Source organism: Flammeovirga agarivorans, assembly GCF_012641475.1.
Taxonomy (GTDB): domain Bacteria; phylum Bacteroidota; class Bacteroidia; order Cytophagales; family Flammeovirgaceae; genus Flammeovirga; species Flammeovirga agarivorans.
This window is the reverse complement of sequence record NZ_JABAIL010000006.1, coordinates 28,882-50,321: the sequence shown is the minus strand read 5'-3', so window position 1 is coordinate 50,321 and position 21,440 is coordinate 28,882. Positions and strand designations below refer to the sequence as shown.

Genomic DNA, 21,440 nt, shown 5'->3' with positions numbered 1-21,440 from the left:
AACATGTGCTTATTTAAATGTTAGGTTTAAACCGACATTATATGTAATTGGTAATGGGTAAATACCGTAGTCATGCCCCATTTTTAAGGCATTGTGACCTCCTAATGAAACATCAGGATTATAACCACTGTAATTTGTCCAAGTATATATATCACTTACTGAGAAAGTAAGGTTTGCATTAAATTTTTCTCTCACAAAACGATACATCAGGTCAATTCTTTTTAACCTTACGAAAGAGGCATCTTCGATAAAATCATCACTGAATGAAATCGTAGATTGGTTGTTACTTCCCAAAGCAATATGCGTATCCTCTGTTGGATTTTCAGGTGTCCAACGGTTATCAAAGATCTCTTGTGTTGTATTGTGAGATCCATTTAGGAAGCTCAACTGCCAGTTATTCAAGTTAGCCATTTGTCTACCTTGCTCACCCACAATAAAGATCGATAGTGTTAGGTTTTTGTATGTAAAATCATTGCCTAATGACCATACAAAGTCTGGTTGAGCATTTCCGATTTCTGTTAAGTCCTCAGAGTTAATTTTGCCATCACCGTTTAAGTCCTTGTATTTCGGTTGACCAGGGTATCTTGCCTGTCCAACATCTTTTTCCTTCCAAGGAGTGTACTTACCATTTAAACCACCTACTTGGTATTTCGCTTCTTTTAGGTCTTCTCTATATTTTCTGGCTGCTTCCTCAGTTGTCATTCCTCTAAACTCCTTAAAGTCTTCGTATTGGAATACCCCTTCTTGCTTTCTACCCCAGAAAGTACCTAGTTCTTTTCCAATAATTAAACGTTGTGTTGCTCCTTCGTTAATCCAAGGATTTTGGTACCCTGTATTTAATTTATCTACATTTAAATCTGTGATGTACGTCTTAGCATTGGTGTACATAATGCTACTCGACCAAGAAAAATCACCCGATTCTACATTTGTAGTTTTCAACATCAACTCAAGACCTTTATTCTGTAATGAACCCACATTTACTAAACCCTCCTTGAAACCAGTGTAACCCGGAACATTAGTATTCAATAGCAGGTCATCAGTATTTTTGATGTAGTAGTCTCCTGTAAAAGTTATTCTTGATTTATAGAAACTGAAGTCTAGACCAAAGTTTAATTCTTTTGTCAGCTCCCACTTTAACTCATCATTTGTAAAGAAAGCTTCTCTTAAAGCTGGAGATCTATACTTTGTTTCACTTCCTAGAACACCGTAGTGTGTAGAATAAATGGCTAATGATTGTCCAATTCTACTTGCAGGCGAACCGTTTGTACCGTAACTCGCTCTTAATTTCAGAAGATCTACATTACGAACACTAAAGAACTTTTCTTGATTGATTTTCCATGAAGCAGATACTGCAGGGAATGAAGCCCATTTATTGTTCTTTGAGAATTGTGATGCTCCATCTATACGCTCCGAAACAGTTAAGAAATAACGATTGTCATAACTTAAAATGGCTCTGGCTGTAAAACTCATTAAAGTACGTTTTCCATAACCACTATTGTTTGAAAGCTGAGATGTTCCTGCTCCCATATTGTACCACTTTAAAGCGTCTGAAGGGAAGTTTTGTGCTTCTTGGCTTGACCAGTTGTCTTGAGAACTTCTCAATGAAGACATCAATAAAGCATTTACATTGAACTTATTGACTTTCTTGTTGTATCTGATTTGATTGTCCCAGTTCCATGAAGAAAAGCTAGAAAAACGTCTCTTTGCCCAGCCATCGATATCATCAATTCTGTTCGCTGGATTTGTAGCTCTATAGAAGTTATTTTCTCTATTACCGTTGTTTACACCATATCTAGTCGTTAATGCAAACCCTTTTCCTATGTTATAATCCAATGATAAATTACCCACCAACACATTCGTTAGGTTTTGCATACTGTTCAACCTCACCATATCCAATGGTGTATTGTTAAATAAAGCAAGGCTGTTATTTATCAAATTGTTTCCTTCAAGATCCAAAGTTGGCTGAGCTCTCAAACCTTGTAAAACCACACTCCCTTGCCCTTTTGATGGGTCAAAACCAGTACCTGTATTCACCTGTTGTGCATCAGAGTTTGCAATGTAAATGGTAGATGACATTCTCAATTTTTCAGAAACTTGACCGTTAACATTGGCATTGAATGTTATTCTTTCAAAACCTGAATTTTCAATAATACCTTCTGATTTATAGTAGTTAGCAGAAGTTCTAAAGTTAAATTTTCTTGTTCCTCCCGATACCGATGCGTTTATATCCGCAACATATCCTTGTCTATATAATTGATCTTGCCAATTTGTATTGGTCAATGTATCTGATGTATTTCCTAAATAGTTTAGAGAGTCTGTAGAAGATAATCTGTTTGTTTCTGCTCTTAATGACATATAACCAGGTGTATCCAAAACATCTTTATACATCCATTTTGGTAATTCTTGTACACCGTATTTGCCACTGACATTGGTTTTGATATCTCCCGCTTCACCTTGTTTCGTAGTAATTAAAATCACACCGTTTGATCCCATAGATCCATAAATAGCAGTAGAAGAAGCATCTTTTAAAACTTCGACCGATTTAATATCTGCAGGGTTGATGTCCGCCATTGCACTTTGCCCCGAACCTTCATTCTGAGCAAAACCCATATTATCATCAGAAATGATTGGCACTCCATCAATTACATACAATGGTCTGTTATTTCCACCAATTGAGTTGACTCCTCTAATTGAAACGGATGATGATGCTCCTGGCTGACCACTGTTAGATACTACTCTAACACCCGCCATTCGACCTTGTAATTCATTCTCAAAAGAGGCATTGGTTGATCTCTCGATATCCTTACCTGATACTCTACTTATCGCACCTGTAAGGTCTTCTTTTTTCTGTTCACCATAACCGATAACAACTACCTCATCCAGTTCACTTACACTTTCTTTTAAGTAAACTTTGATTTCGGGTTTCATTGATTCTTTTACAGTGAAAGTATACTTTTCATAACCTATGAAAGAGATGAGGATAATATCGCCCACTTTCACATTGGAGACAGTAAACTTTCCATCAATATCTGATATTGTTCCTTTCAACTCATTTACTACAGAAACTGATGCACCAGGTATTGTGATTCCTTTCGGATCATGAACAATTCCTTTAACAGTGATATCTTGTGCGTTAGCGACATTAGTAATAAAAAATGTTAAAATGAATAGTATTAAAAAATTGGCTATCTGTATAATTCTTTTCATCATACTTTAACTCATTGAATAGATTTCATGCTTATCGATTAGCTCAAAATTAGGTAAATCGTCAGTTTAAATATTTGTCCTAATATTTCAATTGTTTGTAAAATTATATAATTACAAGATTTTTACATAATTATATAATGTTTTTCAATATGCTGTTAACATTTTTAATCTTGTCCTAATATTTAGGGCTTGTAACAATGTACTTATCAAAATGATAACGAATCGGGACCTATTTAATCCTTAAACTAAAAACGAATAACTTAATTTAAGTTAAAACTAATCGATGGGTTTAATGCTTTGATTGTTGTATTTCATCATAAATGATGACCTGATTACTTCCGGTAATTGTCCACATTAAATCATTAGAATATTAAATAACAATGTACTTTAGCCTACCGAATTGGGCATTTTAGTTTGGATAGATATCTTTATTATCTCATGTCTTTTATGTTTTTATTAAACTGAACACCCCATTTTATTTCTTTATTTTCTGGCGAGTTAATGACTAACTTCACTAAATCATCATTGATTTCAACAAGTTCTGCTTTACCTGAAGAAACCTCAAAGTCTTGTATTTTATAGTTGTTTTTAGCAATTACTACTTCATATGTATCCTCTGCGATAACTTTAGAAGTACCCGTCAGAGTTTTGTTTGCTTTGCTCCAATCTACATCATACAAATCCAACATACCTTGCATTATATGCCTGTTTGTAGATATAAATTGAGGGTTTTCCTCTACCTCATGTACACTTAACATTCTGGCTTCTCCACCTCTAACGGTTTGTGTAAGTGTCTCACCCCCTTTCACCTTGCTCACATAAGTATCATTCCAATAATCATATACATGATATTCTTTGTTCATATCTAACCCAAGACCACTAAAATTGACATTTTGAGATAGATCTACACTAATATTTTCTGCTTTCCAGTGTTTACTATTGTATAGTGTTAGCTGATGCCATTTTTCGTTGACTTTATAATCAAAAATTTCTGGGCAAAACTTTTCTAATGAAAAAGCATCCAAGGGACGAGCCGTTTGTGGTAAAGCTGGATAAGGTAAAGTTCTTGTGAGATCATAAGTTACAGAGTCGGGCATATCATACAAACTATGTCCTAATAATAACCGTCCACTCACTACATAAGTCATGGTAAACATCGTACGAATGGCATCTCTATTTTTTGATTTTACCTTCGTATAATCTTTCGCATCCATATCCCAATTGACCAAAACTCTATTTTTATACCACCTTAACGAAGTATGTTTAATCATGTTTGGTGTTATAGACCAAGTATCGCCTTCTGTACGTTTAGACGAAACAGCACCTAACGTAACATCAGAATCTCTCATCCTTTCATGTACAAATGACTTTTTTCCACCCAAACCATTATAAGCTAACTCAAAATACTTTCTATGAAAGCCCGCAGTCGTGGTATACTTATCATCAAATCCTCCATCTTCATGCCATGATAAATGAGGATAATCAATCATAATTCCTTTAAAACCTGCTTGATAAATATGAGCATAAGCATCTTTTAAATGTTTTTCAAAATCTTTATCCGTTACATCATATCCTCCATTTCCAATTATGTTCCAATCAGGGCCAAGATTACCGGTTTTTTTAGTACCCTCATTGAAAAGACATTGTTCTGGAAATTGCTCACTATAATCAGTAGATGTTTTAGTAGATTGAAAATATTGAAATGGAATTCCTCCTCTCTCGATGATTGCTTGAGCAAATTTTTCTGATGTTTCATAGGGTGCCGTATAAAAACCGTACTTCTGCCAATGTTCATCGTCAAACCAACCATTAATATTGTTATCATCGTAATTGTCCGGAACGATTCTGATACCCAAAGAAGAATATTTTGTGATTCCTTTTTCAACGGCTGCTTCCATTTGTTTTACACCATCCGTAGTATTATTTGTATGCGTATACCACAAGCACAGTGTTGGAAAAGTATAATAGTTAAGCTCTACCTTTTGAGCCATTTTTACGATTAGAGCGTATTTCTCTAAAGCTTCAAAAGGGTTCTTTTCATTAAAATCAATATAAAACTTCTCATTCGGTAAGTACTTTGTGTTAGCATCCACAAGTTTACCGACGCCATCTTCACACCAGAGGGACAGTTCAAGGTGGCTGAGATATTTTTTTGCTTCTGCTTTCTTGGCAAACTCTTTATAAGTAAGCCCTCCCATAACAAGAGTATTCTTTTCGTCTAGACTTTTACCAAAAGTAAGCATCAAATTATTTTCAGAAGTAAGGCTTTGAGTATGAACACTTGTTGTATGTCCATGTCCAGGCCATTCCCATCCTAGTGAACCACCACTGTATCCATCTAAGGCAATATAAGATTCAAACTTTGTATTGTCATAAGCAATGCCTTTTTGTAAAGGTGACATTGTATGGATACGTAAATTATTATCTGTAGTATTATCTATTCCAAGATTCAACACCAAATAACTATTATAGTTATACAACATAAATTCTACAATAATATCTGGGTTGCCCCCTTTTGAACTTACTACTGTAAGTTTCTGACCTTCACCTAATCCATCATTTAATTCTTCAATAGTAGATTGGTGAATTGAATAATTAGTGGAATAATAATTATTGACTTTTGTAAACGCTTTTTCAACAACAAACCTCTTTTGAGATTTATCATAGATATGATAATATCCTTCTTGAGCATCGTATTCGATTCTCACAAAATCATTTTCAATCATCACTAGATCTGATTGAAACGACTTATAGGAAGAGATTAGAAGTATTACTACAAAAAGTAAATACAAGTATTTGTTGTTTTTCATTGTCTTAATTTCTAGTAAGTCTTAAAGGTCTATGTTACTTTTTCATAAGTATTAAAGTACTTTTTGAAGCTACCTTTATTAGGTAAACTCCTTTTCTTAATTCTGGTAGTGATAGTTTTATTTTTCTATCATCAGATTGAAGAACATCAAAGTTGATCCTCTTACCATCTATTGCATACATTTCTATTTTAGAATGATACGCTTCATCTAATACTAATGTAAATTCATCTATAAATGGATTGGGGTAAGCAAGAAGCTCGAAATCATCTAACGTATCATTGATAAATGATCGAATATCCGAATAGTGAATAGTGCCATCAAAATCAACATTTCTTAATCTGTAAAAAGACTGCCCTCTAATCGGAGAGGTATCCTCTACTTCATACTTTTGTGATATTGAAGAATTACCCTGACCATCAATTCTCATTATTTCCTGCCAATTTTTCCCTTCTTTAGATCTTTCCAGTATAAAATAATCATTGTTGATTTCCGTTAACGTTATCCATTTGATAATGGCCCTGTTCTCTTGTTTAACAACTTCGAAATCTGCCAATTCAATGGGAAGATCCATTTGTTCAAGAGGGTCTTCCGCCTCATAATGGCTAAAATCATCTCCTTTTGATTGACCACCTTTATAAATCTCATTCGAGAGATCGGGAGTTGTTATGGACTGATTTGTCGCTGAGCTTAAATCATAACCTGAAGCATTACCTCCACTAAAAATATCTCCTGTAGCCACACTACCCGTTTCCTCCAAGTGACTTAAATCGTCTCCTGCACCGCTACCTCCACCAAAAATACTGGCGGATACTATACTACCCGACTCTTTCAAATAGCTAAGATCATCTCCTGACCCCGACCCCCCAGAAAAAATATCTTGGGCATTTACATTATATGTACTACATATAAGGAAAATTATCCATCCAACTAACTTCTTTAATTTTATCATAATGACAGTAGTTGTTAGTTATTAGGTGCTGTTCTAACTCCTCTACCGCCAACAAAACTTCTTCCCGATGAAGTTGAAAAATCCTCACCTATATAACCTCTTGCAGATATGTAAGCTCTATCTTGAGTATTTTCAAAACTACCTCCTCTAATTCCTGTAGCTGGATTACTCGCGGAAATATTTGGCCATCCAGAAATAGTGTAATTTCCTATATTATCTAGATTCCCATTTCCATGTGAACCATCAAAACTATGTCCTTCTTCATAAGATACCGTTATCACCATTTCCCATACATTACCCGTCATATCCATGATACCATAGTATGATGCTCCTGCTTCGATTCTATTAGAAGTACTTGTTGCGAAAATACCAACCCTTGTTGGTCCAAGAACCACGTCGTTATTTTCATCAATAGTCGAATTTCCTGTAGAAGCATTTACATCAGTATCTGAGTAATTGGCACTAATGTATTCTGAGGATAAATCATTATCAGTAATCGAATAGTCATCTGTAGAAACTAAACTTGTACCCCAAGAAAACTCTCGAGCCACTGGATCTTCAGTACCTCTACAGGCCTTTTCATATTCAAATTCGGTCATTGGTCTCAAACATGCCCAATCCAGATAATTAAATAATAGCTTATGACTTGAATAGAATAATGGTAGATATGGATGATCAGATGTAAACTCATCACCTATTTGTCTTAAACCATTCCTATTTGTTCCATTATAAACTGTTACAGGGTAATCATTTTCTCCTACCTGATCACTTGTCAAAGTATTTAAGAAGTCGGCATATTGCCCTTGGGTCACTTCATATTTCATACAATAGAAACTCTGATACCCTTTTGGAAAAGCCGCAGGTATGGTTCCACTATTCCAGTCTCCAGGAACTGGTCCTATAAGATCCCAATGTAAATTTCCATACTCAGTACCTACTGTAATCGCATCTTCTGTAGATACTACATAAGGTTTATCTTTTGAACCTCCATCATTATACCTTAAATAGAATGTGTTATTCTCACCCCCTCCGGTTCCTAAAGAATATCTACCTTGAGGTACATATACCATTTCAATACCGTATACATTGATTTCGAATAGATCTCCTTCGCCTTGCTGATCTACACCATACTCCCAACGTAGAGACACTTCATAATCTGCCGCTCCTTGTGTCTTGGTAGATGAACTGTAGAGAAATGCCCCTTGTGCATAACCATCTCCAGTATCATTTGAAGTATCAATTTGACCTCCATTATCAGCTGTATGACCACTCCCATTACTTAATGTTGCATGCTGCCAGTAATCACTATCTTGATTTTTAAACTTTACAAATAACCAGACTGCATCCCAGTTATTCTGACCACTATTTACTCGCCAAGAATTCTCCCAATCTACAGAAAATGAAATCTGAGCAGACTGGCTACCATCATTATTTCTTGTGAGCGTAATGTCACCAATTTGTAAGTTGTTCGCCCAAGTACAAAGAGGTAAAAATAAGAACAGCGTAAAAGAGTAAATAGTAAATGTCTTGTTCATATTTAGTAAGTATTAATTCATGATATTAAGAGTGATCAATTATAATATTTTCAATTTCATTCCTTGATCATAAACGCAATATCATAAATCCTATTTTAACTGTAAATTATACATCTTTCAAAAGTTTGTCTTCATCTATCAACTCTAAAAACAAGCTATTTTATAGTATTTAGAGTGTATTTCTATCAATTTTGTACTAATATAATTCACAAGTAAGATAAGTGTTAGCTAGTGCTAAATTGTTATTTCAAAGCATTAACTCAATAAATAGGGTAACTATCTAAATGATAAAATTTGAACTATTTTAAGATAACAATAAGCTTAACATACGCTTAAAAATAACAGATGCTATTAAAGTTCAAGTGAAAAATATAACAACGGTGATAATAGATGAAAAATACCTAATGAGCAAAAAAAAACACAAGCAGAACAGTGTTCAACTTGTGTATAATGACTATTAATAATAATTACTTTTTAACTTTTCTTCTAAAAATTAAATGTATATGCTTCTATCGATAATCACTTAAATAAAATGTTTGTTTAAGTGAATGATGTCTGTCTATTATTCTTTATAATTACGGTTTACACTCAATGTTACTTATTAGTTTGAGATACAGAATAGTATATCCCTACTGATAGTAATATTACACTTACAATTCCTAGTATATTAAATAAGTTATTGGTCTAGTTTTAACATTGATAATACTTTAATTATCAATAACTAAGTTGAGAGTTAATTGTAATACAATTAGTATTATTTGTTTACAAAAGACTCACTTTAAAGGTGTATAAGTAAGTCTTTTGTATCTGTTTATTGTCTTAGTTTTCTAATGAATGATTATCTGTAGGTACTGAAAAAGTGACCTCCCATGTCTTATTTGTTGGATCATAATCCACCTGGTAATAGTCATTACCGAATCGCTCTTGATCAAAAACTATTTCTTTTCCTTCGTATTTAAAAGTAAAATTAAAGTCTTTATAGTCCGATAGATTAGAAACTGTTACAGGCACATACCCTAATCCATTAGCAAGATCCACGCTCACCTCATTGTTTTTTGCTTGAATCTTCAACGGATAGTTACGAACAACTTTCCCTTTCTTGACCTTCACTTTTACATCGTTTTGCAAAGATTCTCTCCACATTAATCGCCAAGTGTTCTCATCTTTCACTAGTGCTTTTCTAAACTCTTCATTAGTTCCATAATAACTTTTAGCTTCCTGTGGGAAGACACAAAGCTCCATCACCATTCTAATTTTATCCCCTTTATGTAACTGTTTTATATCAGAAGGTAAATTCACTTCTACTAAAGTAACCGGCTCTTTGGCTCTTGTCTTACTAGATGAATAGGTAGAAAATCTTGGTGCTATTTTCTGCCCTCCAATTTTAGCCGACCATTCTTTCAGTACTACACCCTTATTTCCCCATACAGCATAATTATTACTTTCCATGTTTTTTGCTTCATGCATGCTAAACCAAGGGTTTTTACCTTCAATGATAAGGTCCTTATTTGTGTATTGCTTTTCCTTGTGAATGTTGTTCATTTCTTTAATCAATCCTTCAGCGTTGCCCCATGCTATCTTATTTTCAACAGAATAAGAATAAGTCTCTGAACCAAACTGTGCTAATGCTAATCGATCAAAATTAAAAGTATCATTTACTTCAACCTCTAGGGTGTAGACACCTCTTACATAATCATCATTTCGCATAATGCTAGCTGTCAAACTATAATTTGCTGCATCATCGCTTGTAACTCCAGTATAGGTTACCTCAGTAAGGTTGGGACAATTACGTTTTATATGTGATTTGATTCTCTTGATCTTATGTTTTGTTCCTTTTTCATCGTAAACACGCATAAAGTCTCCTCCCCCCACATTGGGAGTCCAACTCCACTTCCTAGGGCCTATTTTACTGTCGTCATCACTTTTTATTAAAAATGGCCTAACGTCTGTAATTAACGTATTTGCCTGTCCCCCGTCCGGTTCATAACAAATACTTTCGCCAAAGGCACCCATTGCTGTCTGGTCCCAAAGCTGATGATTACCAATTCTCTTTTTTCCCCATCCTGTTAAGGATAATTGGTTATGAGAAACAGCTGGTAATGTTCCCCAGAATCCTGAAACTTTCGAAAGTTCTAGTTCTACTGTAGAATTTGGTGGAAGACTTACCATTGTATAAGCCCTCAGCCATGGTCCCCTAAACTTAAACCAAGTATTTTTCTGTCCATGCCAGTTTTTAGAAATCTGAATGGGTATACCTGTTGGATGGCCTTCTTTGTCTCTTAAAATGATAGACACTCCTGTTATAGCTCTTACACTTTTCAATCTTTGAAAGATTAACCGCTGTAATTGTGGTTTGTCTGATGTATTTTCTAATGTCAATGCCACTCTTTCCATACCATCAACAGGTTTGAAAGTATCGTTTAATGAGATAACAGTAGCCTGTTGTTCAACATCCTTTTTCACTACCACCTCTTTATGTGTATTATTTAGATCCGAAGCAGTAATATTTACTTTTCCTTCATTAGATGTTGCACTATGTAAAATAAGGTTAGCCACTTTATTTGTCACTGCTGTTTCAGCAATGAGTACGCCTTTATCCTTTGATACTTTATTAGTATTTATCTGATTTTCAAGCAACCAAGACTTTCCGTTTTTCGCTTTCGCGATAATCTGACCTTTTTTGCTTTTAATACTATACTGATCTTCTGGAAGCTTTAATTCTATAATCAGTTTACTATTGTCCATAGGTATTTTACCCTCATCAAAGATTAGTTTGAACCCTAAGACATCATTCCAAGTATATATTTCGAAGGAAAGCTTTACCTCAGGACCGTTCTCTAATTTTAGATCTGTATAATATCTTCGTTGATAAAACTTACCACTTTCAATAAGTTCTCCAGCGTAGTTTTGTTCATCCTCCAAACGAACTATTTTATATTTAGTTCCTTTGATTTCTACAAACATGGATAAGAGGTCCAAAGGTTCTTTTTGTTCCTTGTCCAGATAGTTTTTTCCTATTTCATCTTGATTGATTAGGCGAAGTTGTTCTAGAGTAAAGTTTTTATAATTGAAGGTTAAAAAATGATTATCCGTTTGCATAAAGAAACGAGAGTTTTTATAAATATCATTTTCAAAATACATATACGTATTCGTCCCAGCATATTGCCACAATTCATCGGGCAATTGGGCATAAGTAGTTGATATTAAATAAAAACAGAAAAAAAATAATACTGCAATTCTTTTCATAACATGAGGTGGTTCAAAGACATCCCAATACAATCTAATAAAAAAATTCAAGCAAGATATCAGTATTACCTTTTAGATATCACTAATACCTTGCTATGATATGTATTTAGTTGGAAATTTGGTTATCCTCTACAGGGATAATTGGTTCAAAACTCACTGACGCAAGATCAATCCAATTTGACGCATTATCACTATTTAATGTGATAGAGATCGTCTGTTTTCCCTTTTTATCGAAATTAACTACTCCGATTTTTCTGTCTTTGAAAACGCGAATGCTTCTCTTCTCGAACTTGTTTTCAATTTGCTTTTTATCACCACTGTACGTTGGTACAAACAGATATTCTGTATCATTAATAGTAAGAATTCCTTCTTGCATATCCGCAGCTTCAGTACAAGCATAATTTAATGTTACTGTATACATTCCTTCTTTTGGAACGTTTACTTCCCATTCTGCTTTACTGCCTTTGCCTTCCCACTTCATAATCGATGGAACGGCATGCCAATCACCAAAAATTTCCATCCATCTGATTTTTTCAGAAGTACAAGCAGTAAGTTTTGCTTCGTGAGGTAACAACTTCGTTGTCAGTCCTGTATTAAATACTTTATCTGCATTAAGTTCAGGTTTTCCATCAAACTCAACCACAATAACAGAAGCTACAGGATCTGGCATTCTTAATAGGAAATTGACTAGAGTAGCTGATTCTAAATTAGTTGTAGTCACCGCTAAATTATCATCCATAAAATAGGCTTTCTTCACCCCTGATTTAAACTTTGGTAAGTAAATCTTATTGTCTTTCGGCCACTCCTTAATAAACAAATACATTTTATTACCTTTTTGTGTTGCCGCAAACTGAGTTTGACCACCTAAATACATCGCATCTGTACCATAGATTGCTTCTTCATATTTCTTCAACCACTTACCCGTTTCTCTTAAAATCATTGCAGAAACTTCAGGAACAGATCCGTCTCCTTTAGGACCTATATTGAATAAGTAGTTTCCTCCTTTAGATATCACATCGATAAGTCTATGAGCAACTTCTTTTGGCGTTTTCCAGTTGAAGTCCAATTTGCTATACGCCCAAGTATTGTTGTGTGTATCACAAGTTTCCCAAAGTCCTTCGACAGGTTCTGAAGGTATCTCATTATCACCTAACGTTTTGAAGTCACCAAGACCTTTACCAATTCTACTGTTAATTAAACAATCTGGTTGGTATTTATCTACTAAAGCTTTCAACTCCAATACTTGCTCATGTTTTATTGGACCTGGAGTATCGAAGAAAATACATCCAATATCACCATAGTTTGTCACTAACTCTTTCACTTGAGGCAGTGCCTTTTCTTCCATGTATTTTTGAACGTTAGCTTCATCTGCGTTGAATTCCCATGTATTTCCAAAACCATCTTTTTCATTCCAGTCTTGCATCTGAGAATAGTAGAAACCAAAACGGATTCCTTTTTTCTTACATGCTTTAGCTAACTGCTTAACAATATCTTTCTTATATGGAGTATTTGTAATATTGTAATCACTTACTTTTGAATCAAATAAGGCGAAACCATCATGGTGTTTAGCTGTAATTACTAAATACTTCATTCCGGCATCTACTGCCAATTGAGCCACCTCTTCAGCATCGAAATTTACTGGATTAAAAGTATCTGCAAGTTTACGGTAATCTTCTGTTTTAATGGCTGCTCTACGCATAATCCATTCATTGATCCCATAATATCTTTTTCCTTCATATTCACCTGCTAATTCAGAATATAACCCCCAATGAATAAACATAGCAAATTTTGCTTCTTTATACCATTGGTAGTCTTTATTTGTATAGTTGGCTTTTTCTGAATTTTCTCCCCAAAGCTCGTCCATACCTTTCTCCTTTTTCTGTCCGAAGACAAAAAGAGAAGTCAGAATAAATGTTGCGGCTAATAATATCTTTTTCATACTTTAATTTGCTTTCGCTTGAAAAAATAATCACAATACAATTTTAGAGATATCGTAAGACTTACTTTTGCTCTTATCTTGCTTTCGTTAGTAACATATCTATCAGACAACTTTTAATCATCGAAAAGATAAGTTTTCAATACTATAGAAGCTATTTGATGATATATGACAGTACTCTACTACCTCCAATAATTGCTTTAGTTTACATCGTTGAATTGATAGATACCTTAAATGGATACACAGGCAAATTCTCACTATTATACAATTCTATAACGTCATAGTTTTTATATGAGAAGTATAACGTAGCTTCTTTATAGGGTACTTCAATCTTATTTTTACTTATGATTTTTGCTTCTACATCTTCATAAACTCCCGGAGAAGTTTCATACATAAACCCATGAATCGTGTCTTTCCCTGTTGAAGCTACTAGTTTTTTTGCTACGTTAGAAAATTCTATAACCACTTTATCTCCATCAATTTTGAATTTTTTATACGATGGACCTTCAGCCACAATTTTTTTACCATAAGTATTTTTAAGTGCCAATAGTGATAATCTTAGTCCTACATCTTGCTTATTTTTAGGGTGGATATCGTAATCTTCTCCAAGATCATAAGCGGTTGCCATACCAGTGTTTTCCAGTTTCAGACATTCTGCTTGTGCCAATCTAAACTTTGCCCAAGATGGATATTTCATTTCAGCTCCTTTACGGCCTAAGAACCCTGCCAATTGTACAAAATAAACAGGCATGTCTTCGTTCTCAAATCGATCTCTCATCATATTGACATATTCACCAAACCATACTACGTAAGGATCAGGCTCTCCTGCATTGGTCTCCCCTTGGTACCAAATTGTTCCTCTAACAGAATACGGTACTAAAGGATGATACATATAGTTGTAACAAAAAGATCCTAAGCAATTTTCTGGGTAATAGGGTTCCTTTTTGCTAGTATCCTTTCTCCATTCTTCCATTCTTCTTTCATATGCAGCTAAAAAACCTTTGTTTCTATTTGCAATACCTTCAGGAGCCTTTGAATTTTTAACTGTTTCAGCATCCATAAAGGTACTAATGCTTGAACCTCCATAAGAAATATCGATCAGTCCTATAGCTACACCCTTTAATTCTTCCTGTAATTTTCTTCCAAAAAAGTAACCAACTGCTGATTTATCATCTACACTTTCTGGCGTACAAACTTCCCATTTTACTTTAGTTTTAAAATTTTCCTGAGGCGTATCAATCCCCGATTCAGGTACTGTAAAGAATCGAATATTTGGATGGTTGGCAGCAGCAATTTCTTCTTTCTTATTTTTAGAACCTCTTACATGCCAACGCATATTTGATTGTCCAGCACAGAACCAAACTTCACCCACCATTACGTTATTTAGGGTGATTGTTTCTTTACTTCTGACCATTAACTGATAAGGTCCTCCATATTTCATTTTAGGTAGAATCGCTTTCCATTTTCCTTCATTATCTGTTTCTACAGAAACTTTAGATTTACCTAATAAAACTTCAACCTTAGATTTAGGATCGGCTTTTCCCCAGACTCTAATTTCTTTGTCTGCTTGGATTACCATATCGTTGGTAAAAATCTCTGCAACTTTTAAAGTTTGTGCAGAAACGTTCATCGCTAAAAAACACGCAAGTAATATTGTAAGACTTGCCTTAAAAAATTTCGATTCCATACTATTAGAATAAGTAGACGTTATTTATTGATGTTTAAAATTGGGCATTTGTAGTTTAACTTATTTGTTCTCTCCTATCATTAATTTGTTTCATCATGGAAGAAGAAGGTAATTGGACACCAATAAGAAAAGTTGAACAGTATTTACCAAAAAAAATTACTGTAGATTATATTTTAGCAAGGTAATGAAATATATAAGGCAAAGAATCAGGTTGGTAATAAGTACTTTGATAGCATTGAAATGAATTGATTTTTTGATAAACTTATAATTAGAAATGAGCTATAAAATTAGATTCTCTGATTTAATCTGTACCCTTCTGATTTCACTTTTTTTATGCAATCATGTGGAAGCTAAAGACAAACCCAAACCTAATATCATCTTTATTTTAGTAGATGATCTTGGTTATAAAGATCTTGGTTGTTATGGGAGTTCTTTTTACGAAACACCCAATTTAGATGCACTTGCTGAAAGGTCCATGATGTTTACTAATGCCTATGCTGCTAACCCTGTCTGTACGCCTACAAGGGCAAGTATAATGTCTGGGAAATACCCAAGTAGACTAAAAATGACGAATCATAGTGGGATAGCTGGACCAAAAGGCGTAGGATATAAATTGATCCCTCCTAAATCTGTTGGTAGTTTACCTACATCAGAACTTACTTTAGCCGAGTCATTGAAAAATGAAGGTTATTTTACAGCTCATATTGGGAAATGGCACTTGCAAAGTCATCATGAAAAAGGGAAAGAACACTTTCCTGAAGCCCATGGTTTTGATTTTAATGTTGCAGGTCACAATGGAGGACAACCAGGCTCTTTCTTCTTTCCTTATGAACACCCTGTACATAAATGGTCAAATGTTCCTGGATTAGAAGATGGTATACCCGGTGAATATCTTACGGATCGATTAACAGATGAAGCCATAAAGGTGATTAAAGAAGATAGAACACAACCCTTCTTTCTCAATTTATGGTTTTATACCGTACATACGCCTATAGAAGGTAAAAAGGAAAAAGAAGAAAAATACAGGGCTAAAGCCAAAAAGATGGGTATCCAAAATAACAATGAAGCTGACCCTATATTCAATTCTTATCATCGTAAATATCAAAATAACCCTACTTATTCTGCTATGGTAGAAAGTATGGACGAGAATATTGGTCGATTACTAAAAACATTAAAAGAAGAAGGCTTAGCAGATAATACAATCATCATTTTCACCTCAGACAATGGTGGTTTATCAACGAATAAGCATCCTAATTCTCCTACTTCAAATTTACCTCTAAAAGCTGGTAAAGGATGGGTATATGAAGGAGGTATACGCGAACCCCTTCTTATACATTGGCCGAAAAAAATAAAGGAGGGTAAAGTCTGTGAAGAACCTGTTGTATCGACTGATTTCTACCCTACAATTTTAGATATGATTGGAAGTGATCTGCAGATAGAACAACATGTTGACGGTATTAGTCTGAAACCTCTATTAAAAAATAGTAAGGCTAAATTAGATAGAGAAGCCATTTATTTCCATATGCCACACTACCATAGTGTCAATAGTATGGGACCTGCAGGAGCAATTAGAATGGGTGATTATAAATTGGTGGAACGCTTTGAAAATATGACTTGTGAATTATTTGACCTTAAAAATGATATCGGAGAGACAAAAGATATCAGCAAAGAGCACCCTAATTTGACGGCTAAAATGAAACAAAAGCTACATGAATGGAGAGAAAAGACTGGTGCTGTTATGCCTACTAAAAATAACAATTATGATATTTCGAAGGACAAAAATGCTGTTCAGATAAATTAGTGCCACTTGGTAATGAACAGTTAGAATTATTCCAAATCTAGCCAAATAAAGAAGTCCTTTAACTCATCAGATGAATGTGTTAAAGGACTTCTTTTAGTATTAATTTTTATTGTCTTTACTGAAGGTGATTGAATTTTAACACCTTACCTTCTTAGATGGCCTTTTGATAGACCTTATCAGCTTTATCTTGTCCATATTTCAAAATAACCTTTTTACCTTTTGGAGAATGAGGTGTAAAAGTATTTCCTTGGATTCTAATTGTGTATAAAGCTTCATTTGTTTCAGCATCTATTAATTGAACCACAGGGTTTTCAATATCAAAATTGCATGTTGCTAAAGTTTCCCAAGATTTAGGATTAAAATTATCTAGCTGATCGATTGTTCTTGGCCAACCAGGATACGGTTTTGCATTTTTATCTGTTAGATCAGCAAATCGATCCCAAGTTTCAGCTGTAATTGTTCTATCTTTTTTATTGAATTTTACTACGGTAAAACCTGCTGCTCTACTTTTCTTTGCTATTTTACTATCAGGGTTAGCATAAGCATACATCGTAATTTTATTATCAAACCCATCTTTATATTCTCCAGTCCAAGGTAATGGTGCATTCTTCTCTGCATTTCCTCCCGCTTTTTCATCTTCAGGGTGCCAATATCTTCCATAAATACTATTGACAATTGCAGGAGAAACAATAGACCATGGTCCATCATTGTATTCATCAATACCATAATGTAAAAGTGTACTTAAATGTTGATCACCAGTAATATGAACTGAGAAACTTTTTCTTATTTCTTTAAGCGCTCTGTTTCTCCCTTTTTGAGGCCACCCATGGCAATCCAAATCTGCATGCAACCTATTATCAGGTCTTCCATGAATATGCGAAGTTCCTGCAAATGGACTTTGGGATAAAACTGCTTTCATTTGTGTTCCATCAGTCCAATCTTCCGACCACTTATTCAAGAAGTCAAGTTGACGGTCTCCTAATAATTTTAAGCCATCTAAGTCAATACTTTTTGGATCATAATCTGGATTTCTAATATGATCTGGTCTTGGTCCTTGCTGAGGAATTTTACCATTAGGTCCAGTCTTAAATTTACGGTCCTCGATTATCGCAAAATCAACTCCTCCTAATCTGTAATTGGTATAATAAACACCGATTCCTTGAGCTATTGGCGTTGCATCATATGGGTCTGGTAGATGAGATGTTTGACATCTTTCAACTTGCTTTACATACTCTGCATCATAAAAATAACCTCCCCAATCACCAGGTTCAGTTTTAGATTTAATACCACCTTCACCCCATAAATTTCCTTGTCCAATATCATGATCATCTGGTATGGTAATTACTGGTCTGTTTCTAATTACATCTTTAAATTGAGTCCCCCACATAATCCAGCCTGCTGTATGTTCAGTGTGATCATAATGTTGATCGCCAGCGAAAAATAAAACATCAGGGTCAATTGCATTAATATTTCGAATATAATTCGGGCGTCCCATTTTATCTCTTGAAGAATTACAAGACATACTTACCATTACAATTTCATCTTTCTTAGGAGCTTTTCGTATTTCTCCCTCAAAAAATGCTTTCTCACCATGTCTTACTCGATAAGGAACTGATTTTGATTCATCCCAACCTTCTATTCTAAATAAAGTAGACCAGCCTAACTCATTTACTTCAGCTATTTGTATTTCTTCCCATTCACCATTTTCTTTTTGAATTTCTAGTCGAACTGTTCTAGTTTCCTCTGGAAATAAAGGGTAGAGTTGAGCTGATAACTTCAAAATATTATCATGCACTGTGTAAAGAGCAAATGCTACTACCTCATCTCTTGGACATTCTAAGTCTAAAAAATGACGACCTGTAACCACAATACTATCCGGAAAATTGTATTTCGCTTTGATTTTTCCTTCTCTTGCCTCTTTCGCTACTTTCCACCATTCTCCAGTGGCAGCTCTATCTAATTCTGTTGAATAAGCAGGTTCTGGAGTACTTTTATTATTAATTTTAGTACAAGAGAATATACTAATCAATACAATTAATAAAATGAAGTTTCTTTTGATTTCCATGGTTTAGTAATGATGAAATATGGTTAACTAAAAATTATATTTCTTATTGAGGTAATACTTTATCTGTAATTTTTAAATTATCAAGTTGCCATTTAACCTTTTGACATGTAATAAACCCTATATCTTCTCCTTGTACTGTAGATGTTTGAAATTCGAAGATTTCCTTTTCATTAAACATCACCAACATTTCTCCTTGATGCTGAATGATATTGATATGATTTACGTCGCCTTCATTCACGTTTAGAAGAGTAATCTCCTTCAAATAACTCCAATATTTACCATCAATAGTATTATCAAATTTATTAATTCTACATACTCCTTTATCACTCAATGTAAATTGATAAAAGGATTTTTCTTTACCACTTATCTGTCCCCATGCAATATCAAACTCTGCTATATAATCCTGTGAACCTTCTATAATTTCCACATCAAACTCCATTGAAAAATCACTAGATGTATCAAAAGTTTCTATATTTTTTGCATACCATAAACAGAAATTATTTTCAGTAGATTTTTGAAATTTCTCTACCACTAATCCACCATTTTCTAATGTCATACTAGCTGCATCAGTTTGTTTCAGCTCCCAATCACAATCTTGGTTAAATTCTTCAAAAACAATATTTTCAGAAAAAGTAGGTAGAGTAAGATTTTCAGAAAAAACAGGTAGGGTGAGTTCATCACCTTTACATCCTATCATCAAAAATCCAATGATTAAAAAATTAAATCTTAATAATCTTAATTTGCTCTTATTCAATTCTCTAGTTTTAATGTTTGCTTCTTTATATTCTTTCAATTACTTACTCTGAGGCTGATATTTCGGATTCAACTCTGTAGGAATAGGTGCGTTTGTCTCTTTCCACCATTGCTCTAATTCAGCCATTAGTTCTTTAACAACTTCAGGGTGTTGACTTGCAATATTGTTCTGCTCTCCTAGATCATTGGCTAAATCATATAACTCAATGCCTTTGTCTTCGAAATAATAATGCAGCTTCCAATTGCCTTTTCTCATCGCTGATCCCGGTCTAGTTCTAAACAATGGATCTCTGTGTTCAGGTACAAATCCTTTCATCACATAGGCTTGTAAATAGATAGGGAAATGCCAGAAAAGTGTACGTTCTAATTTCTTATTTTTTGATTTCAAAACAGGCAATAAGTCATCACCGTCAAGGTTTCCTTGGTGATCTTTAATACCTGCAGCAGCTAAGATTGTTGGGTAGATATCCATATTGGTGATTTGAACATCTGACGTTCTCGGCTTCTTCAATTTATTAGGCCATACAAAGAAGAAAGGCTCTCTGATCCCTCCTTCATAGTAACTTCCTTTTCCTGCTCTAAGTGGTTTTTGATCTGTGATTCCATGCAAACCTCCATTGTCTGAAGTAAAAATGATCAATGTGTTTTCATACACTCCTTTCTCTTTTAAACTCTCAATCAATAAACCTATATTTCGGTCAAGGTTTTCGATCATCGTAGCGTAATTGACATTCTTATGCCCTCCATCTTTTTCTTTGGCTCTGTACTTAGGAATCAGTGACCTTACAGGGTTAATCGGTGTATGAATTGCATAAGTAGAGAAATATAAGAAGAATGGTTTTTCAGCCTCTTCTATAAATCCAATTGATTTCTTCGTTAAAAGGTCTGTCAAATACATATCCCCTTCCTCTTCTAAACTTTTCACATTTTTATAAGGAGGGTAATAGCTTATCGGGTGACCATTTTTCCCACCTCCATAATTGTAATCGAAACCAAAACCTGTTGGATCATCATCTACATGCCATTTACCAGCATGACAAGTTGTATAGCCATTCTTTTGTAAAACCTGAGGGATGATCTCAAAATCTTTGGATAGGTACCATGTATTTTCCGTTGGAATTAGCTTTCTATCTTCTACTTTTCCTCTATTTGATGGACCTACTGTATACACTCCATGTCTTGGCGTCCATTGTCCAGACATCAAACAGGCTCTACTTGGTGCACAATTCGCAGAAGCTGCATAACCGTTCAAAAAAATGATACCTTGTGATGCCAAATCATCGATATTAGGTGTTTCATAGAACTTTGAGCCCATATAGCTCACATCTTTCCAACCCATATCATCTACATTAATCAAGACAATATTCGGTTTGTTTTGTGCCCCACTTAGATGGACAAATAGGCAAGTCAATAGAGTGAATAGGTATTTTGTTTTCTTCATTGTCATTCCA

General features: G+C 34.4%; 11 protein-coding genes. 1 reads left to right on the top strand and 10 read right to left on the bottom strand.

The features are described from left to right. Positions 1 to 9: 9 nt before the first annotated feature. From HGP29_RS19100 to HGP29_RS19070, 7 genes are all read right to left on the bottom strand, one after another. Positions 10 to 3,210: a SusC/RagA family TonB-linked outer membrane protein gene (locus HGP29_RS19100; protein ID WP_168884026.1), complete on the bottom strand. Its 3,201-nt coding sequence runs from the start codon at positions 3,208 to 3,210 to the stop codon at positions 10 to 12. 428 nt (positions 3,211 to 3,638) lie between these two features. Continuing rightward, positions 3,639 to 6,017: a hypothetical protein gene (locus HGP29_RS19095; RefSeq protein ID WP_168884025.1), complete on the bottom strand. Its 2,379-nt coding sequence runs from the start codon at positions 6,015 to 6,017 to the stop codon at positions 3,639 to 3,641. A gap of 34 nt (positions 6,018 to 6,051) precedes the next feature. Continuing rightward, positions 6,052 to 6,966: a T9SS type A sorting domain-containing protein gene (locus HGP29_RS19090; RefSeq protein ID WP_168884024.1), complete on the bottom strand. Its 915-nt coding sequence runs from the start codon at positions 6,964 to 6,966 to the stop codon at positions 6,052 to 6,054. Positions 6,967 to 6,980: 14 nt separating this feature from the next. Then, positions 6,981 to 8,501 carry a formylglycine-generating enzyme family protein gene (locus tag HGP29_RS19085; RefSeq protein ID WP_168884023.1) on the bottom strand — a complete coding sequence of 507 codons (1,521 nt, stop codon included), beginning with the start codon at positions 8,499 to 8,501 and terminating at the stop codon, positions 6,981 to 6,983. An 819-nt stretch (positions 8,502 to 9,320) separates the two neighbouring features. Further along, positions 9,321 to 11,747 (bottom strand): hypothetical protein, encoded by a 2,427-nt coding sequence (locus HGP29_RS19080; protein ID WP_168884022.1) that lies wholly within the window; start codon positions 11,745 to 11,747, stop codon positions 9,321 to 9,323. A gap of 106 nt (positions 11,748 to 11,853) precedes the next feature. Next, the gene (locus tag HGP29_RS19075; RefSeq protein ID WP_168884021.1) at positions 11,854 to 13,686 is read right to left on the bottom strand and encodes an alpha-L-fucosidase; all 1,833 of its coding nucleotides are present in this window, start codon (positions 13,684 to 13,686) and stop codon (positions 11,854 to 11,856) included. A 202-nt stretch (positions 13,687 to 13,888) separates the two neighbouring features. After that, positions 13,889 to 15,370: a sialate O-acetylesterase gene (locus tag HGP29_RS19070; protein WP_168884020.1), complete on the bottom strand. Its 1,482-nt coding sequence runs from the start codon at positions 15,368 to 15,370 to the stop codon at positions 13,889 to 13,891. Positions 15,371 to 15,644: 274 nt separating this feature from the next. Here HGP29_RS19070 and HGP29_RS19065 point away from each other — a divergent pair, with 274 nt between their 5' ends. Further along, positions 15,645 to 17,171, top strand: coding sequence for a sulfatase (locus HGP29_RS19065; RefSeq protein ID WP_168884019.1), 1,527 nt, complete (start codon positions 15,645 to 15,647; stop codon positions 17,169 to 17,171). A 151-nt stretch (positions 17,172 to 17,322) separates the two neighbouring features. Here the strand turns inward: HGP29_RS19065 and HGP29_RS19060 are convergent, their stop codons facing one another. From HGP29_RS19060 to HGP29_RS19050, 3 genes are read right to left on the bottom strand one after another with little or no spacing between them, the layout of a single operon-like run. Next, entirely contained in the window at positions 17,323 to 19,236 is a 1,914-nt protein-coding gene (locus HGP29_RS19060) for a hypothetical protein (protein ID WP_211093341.1), read from the bottom strand. A 43-nt stretch (positions 19,237 to 19,279) separates the two neighbouring features. Beyond that, complete coding sequence (locus tag HGP29_RS19055; RefSeq protein WP_168884018.1) at positions 19,280 to 20,029, bottom strand: hypothetical protein; 750 nt, start codon at positions 20,027 to 20,029, stop codon at positions 19,280 to 19,282. After that, complete coding sequence (locus HGP29_RS19050; RefSeq protein WP_168884017.1) at positions 20,030 to 21,430, bottom strand: sulfatase; 1,401 nt, start codon at positions 21,428 to 21,430, stop codon at positions 20,030 to 20,032. Positions 21,431 to 21,440 lie beyond the last annotated feature (10 nt).

Excerpts from the sequence above, each read along its gene's own strand:
- HGP29_RS19100 (WP_168884026.1), bottom strand. The coding sequence starts at position 3,210 with ATGATGAAAAGAATTATACAGATAGCCAATTTTTTAATACTATTCATT.
- HGP29_RS19095 (WP_168884025.1), bottom strand. The coding sequence starts at position 6,017 with ATGAAAAACAACAAATACTTGTATTTACTTTTTGTAGTAATACTTCTA.
- HGP29_RS19090 (WP_168884024.1), bottom strand. The coding sequence starts at position 6,966 with ATGATAAAATTAAAGAAGTTAGTTGGATGGATAATTTTCCTTATATGT.
- HGP29_RS19085 (WP_168884023.1), bottom strand. The coding sequence starts at position 8,501 with ATGAACAAGACATTTACTATTTACTCTTTTACGCTGTTCTTATTTTTA.
- HGP29_RS19080 (WP_168884022.1), bottom strand. The coding sequence starts at position 11,747 with ATGAAAAGAATTGCAGTATTATTTTTTTTCTGTTTTTATTTAATATCA.
- HGP29_RS19075 (WP_168884021.1), bottom strand. The coding sequence starts at position 13,686 with ATGAAAAAGATATTATTAGCCGCAACATTTATTCTGACTTCTCTTTTT.
- HGP29_RS19070 (WP_168884020.1), bottom strand. The coding sequence starts at position 15,370 with ATGGAATCGAAATTTTTTAAGGCAAGTCTTACAATATTACTTGCGTGT.
- HGP29_RS19065 (WP_168884019.1), top strand. The coding sequence starts at position 15,645 with ATGAGCTATAAAATTAGATTCTCTGATTTAATCTGTACCCTTCTGATT.
- HGP29_RS19060 (WP_211093341.1), bottom strand. The coding sequence starts at position 19,236 with ATGGAAATCAAAAGAAACTTCATTTTATTAATTGTATTGATTAGTATA.
- HGP29_RS19050 (WP_168884017.1), bottom strand. The coding sequence starts at position 21,430 with ATGAAGAAAACAAAATACCTATTCACTCTATTGACTTGCCTATTTGTC.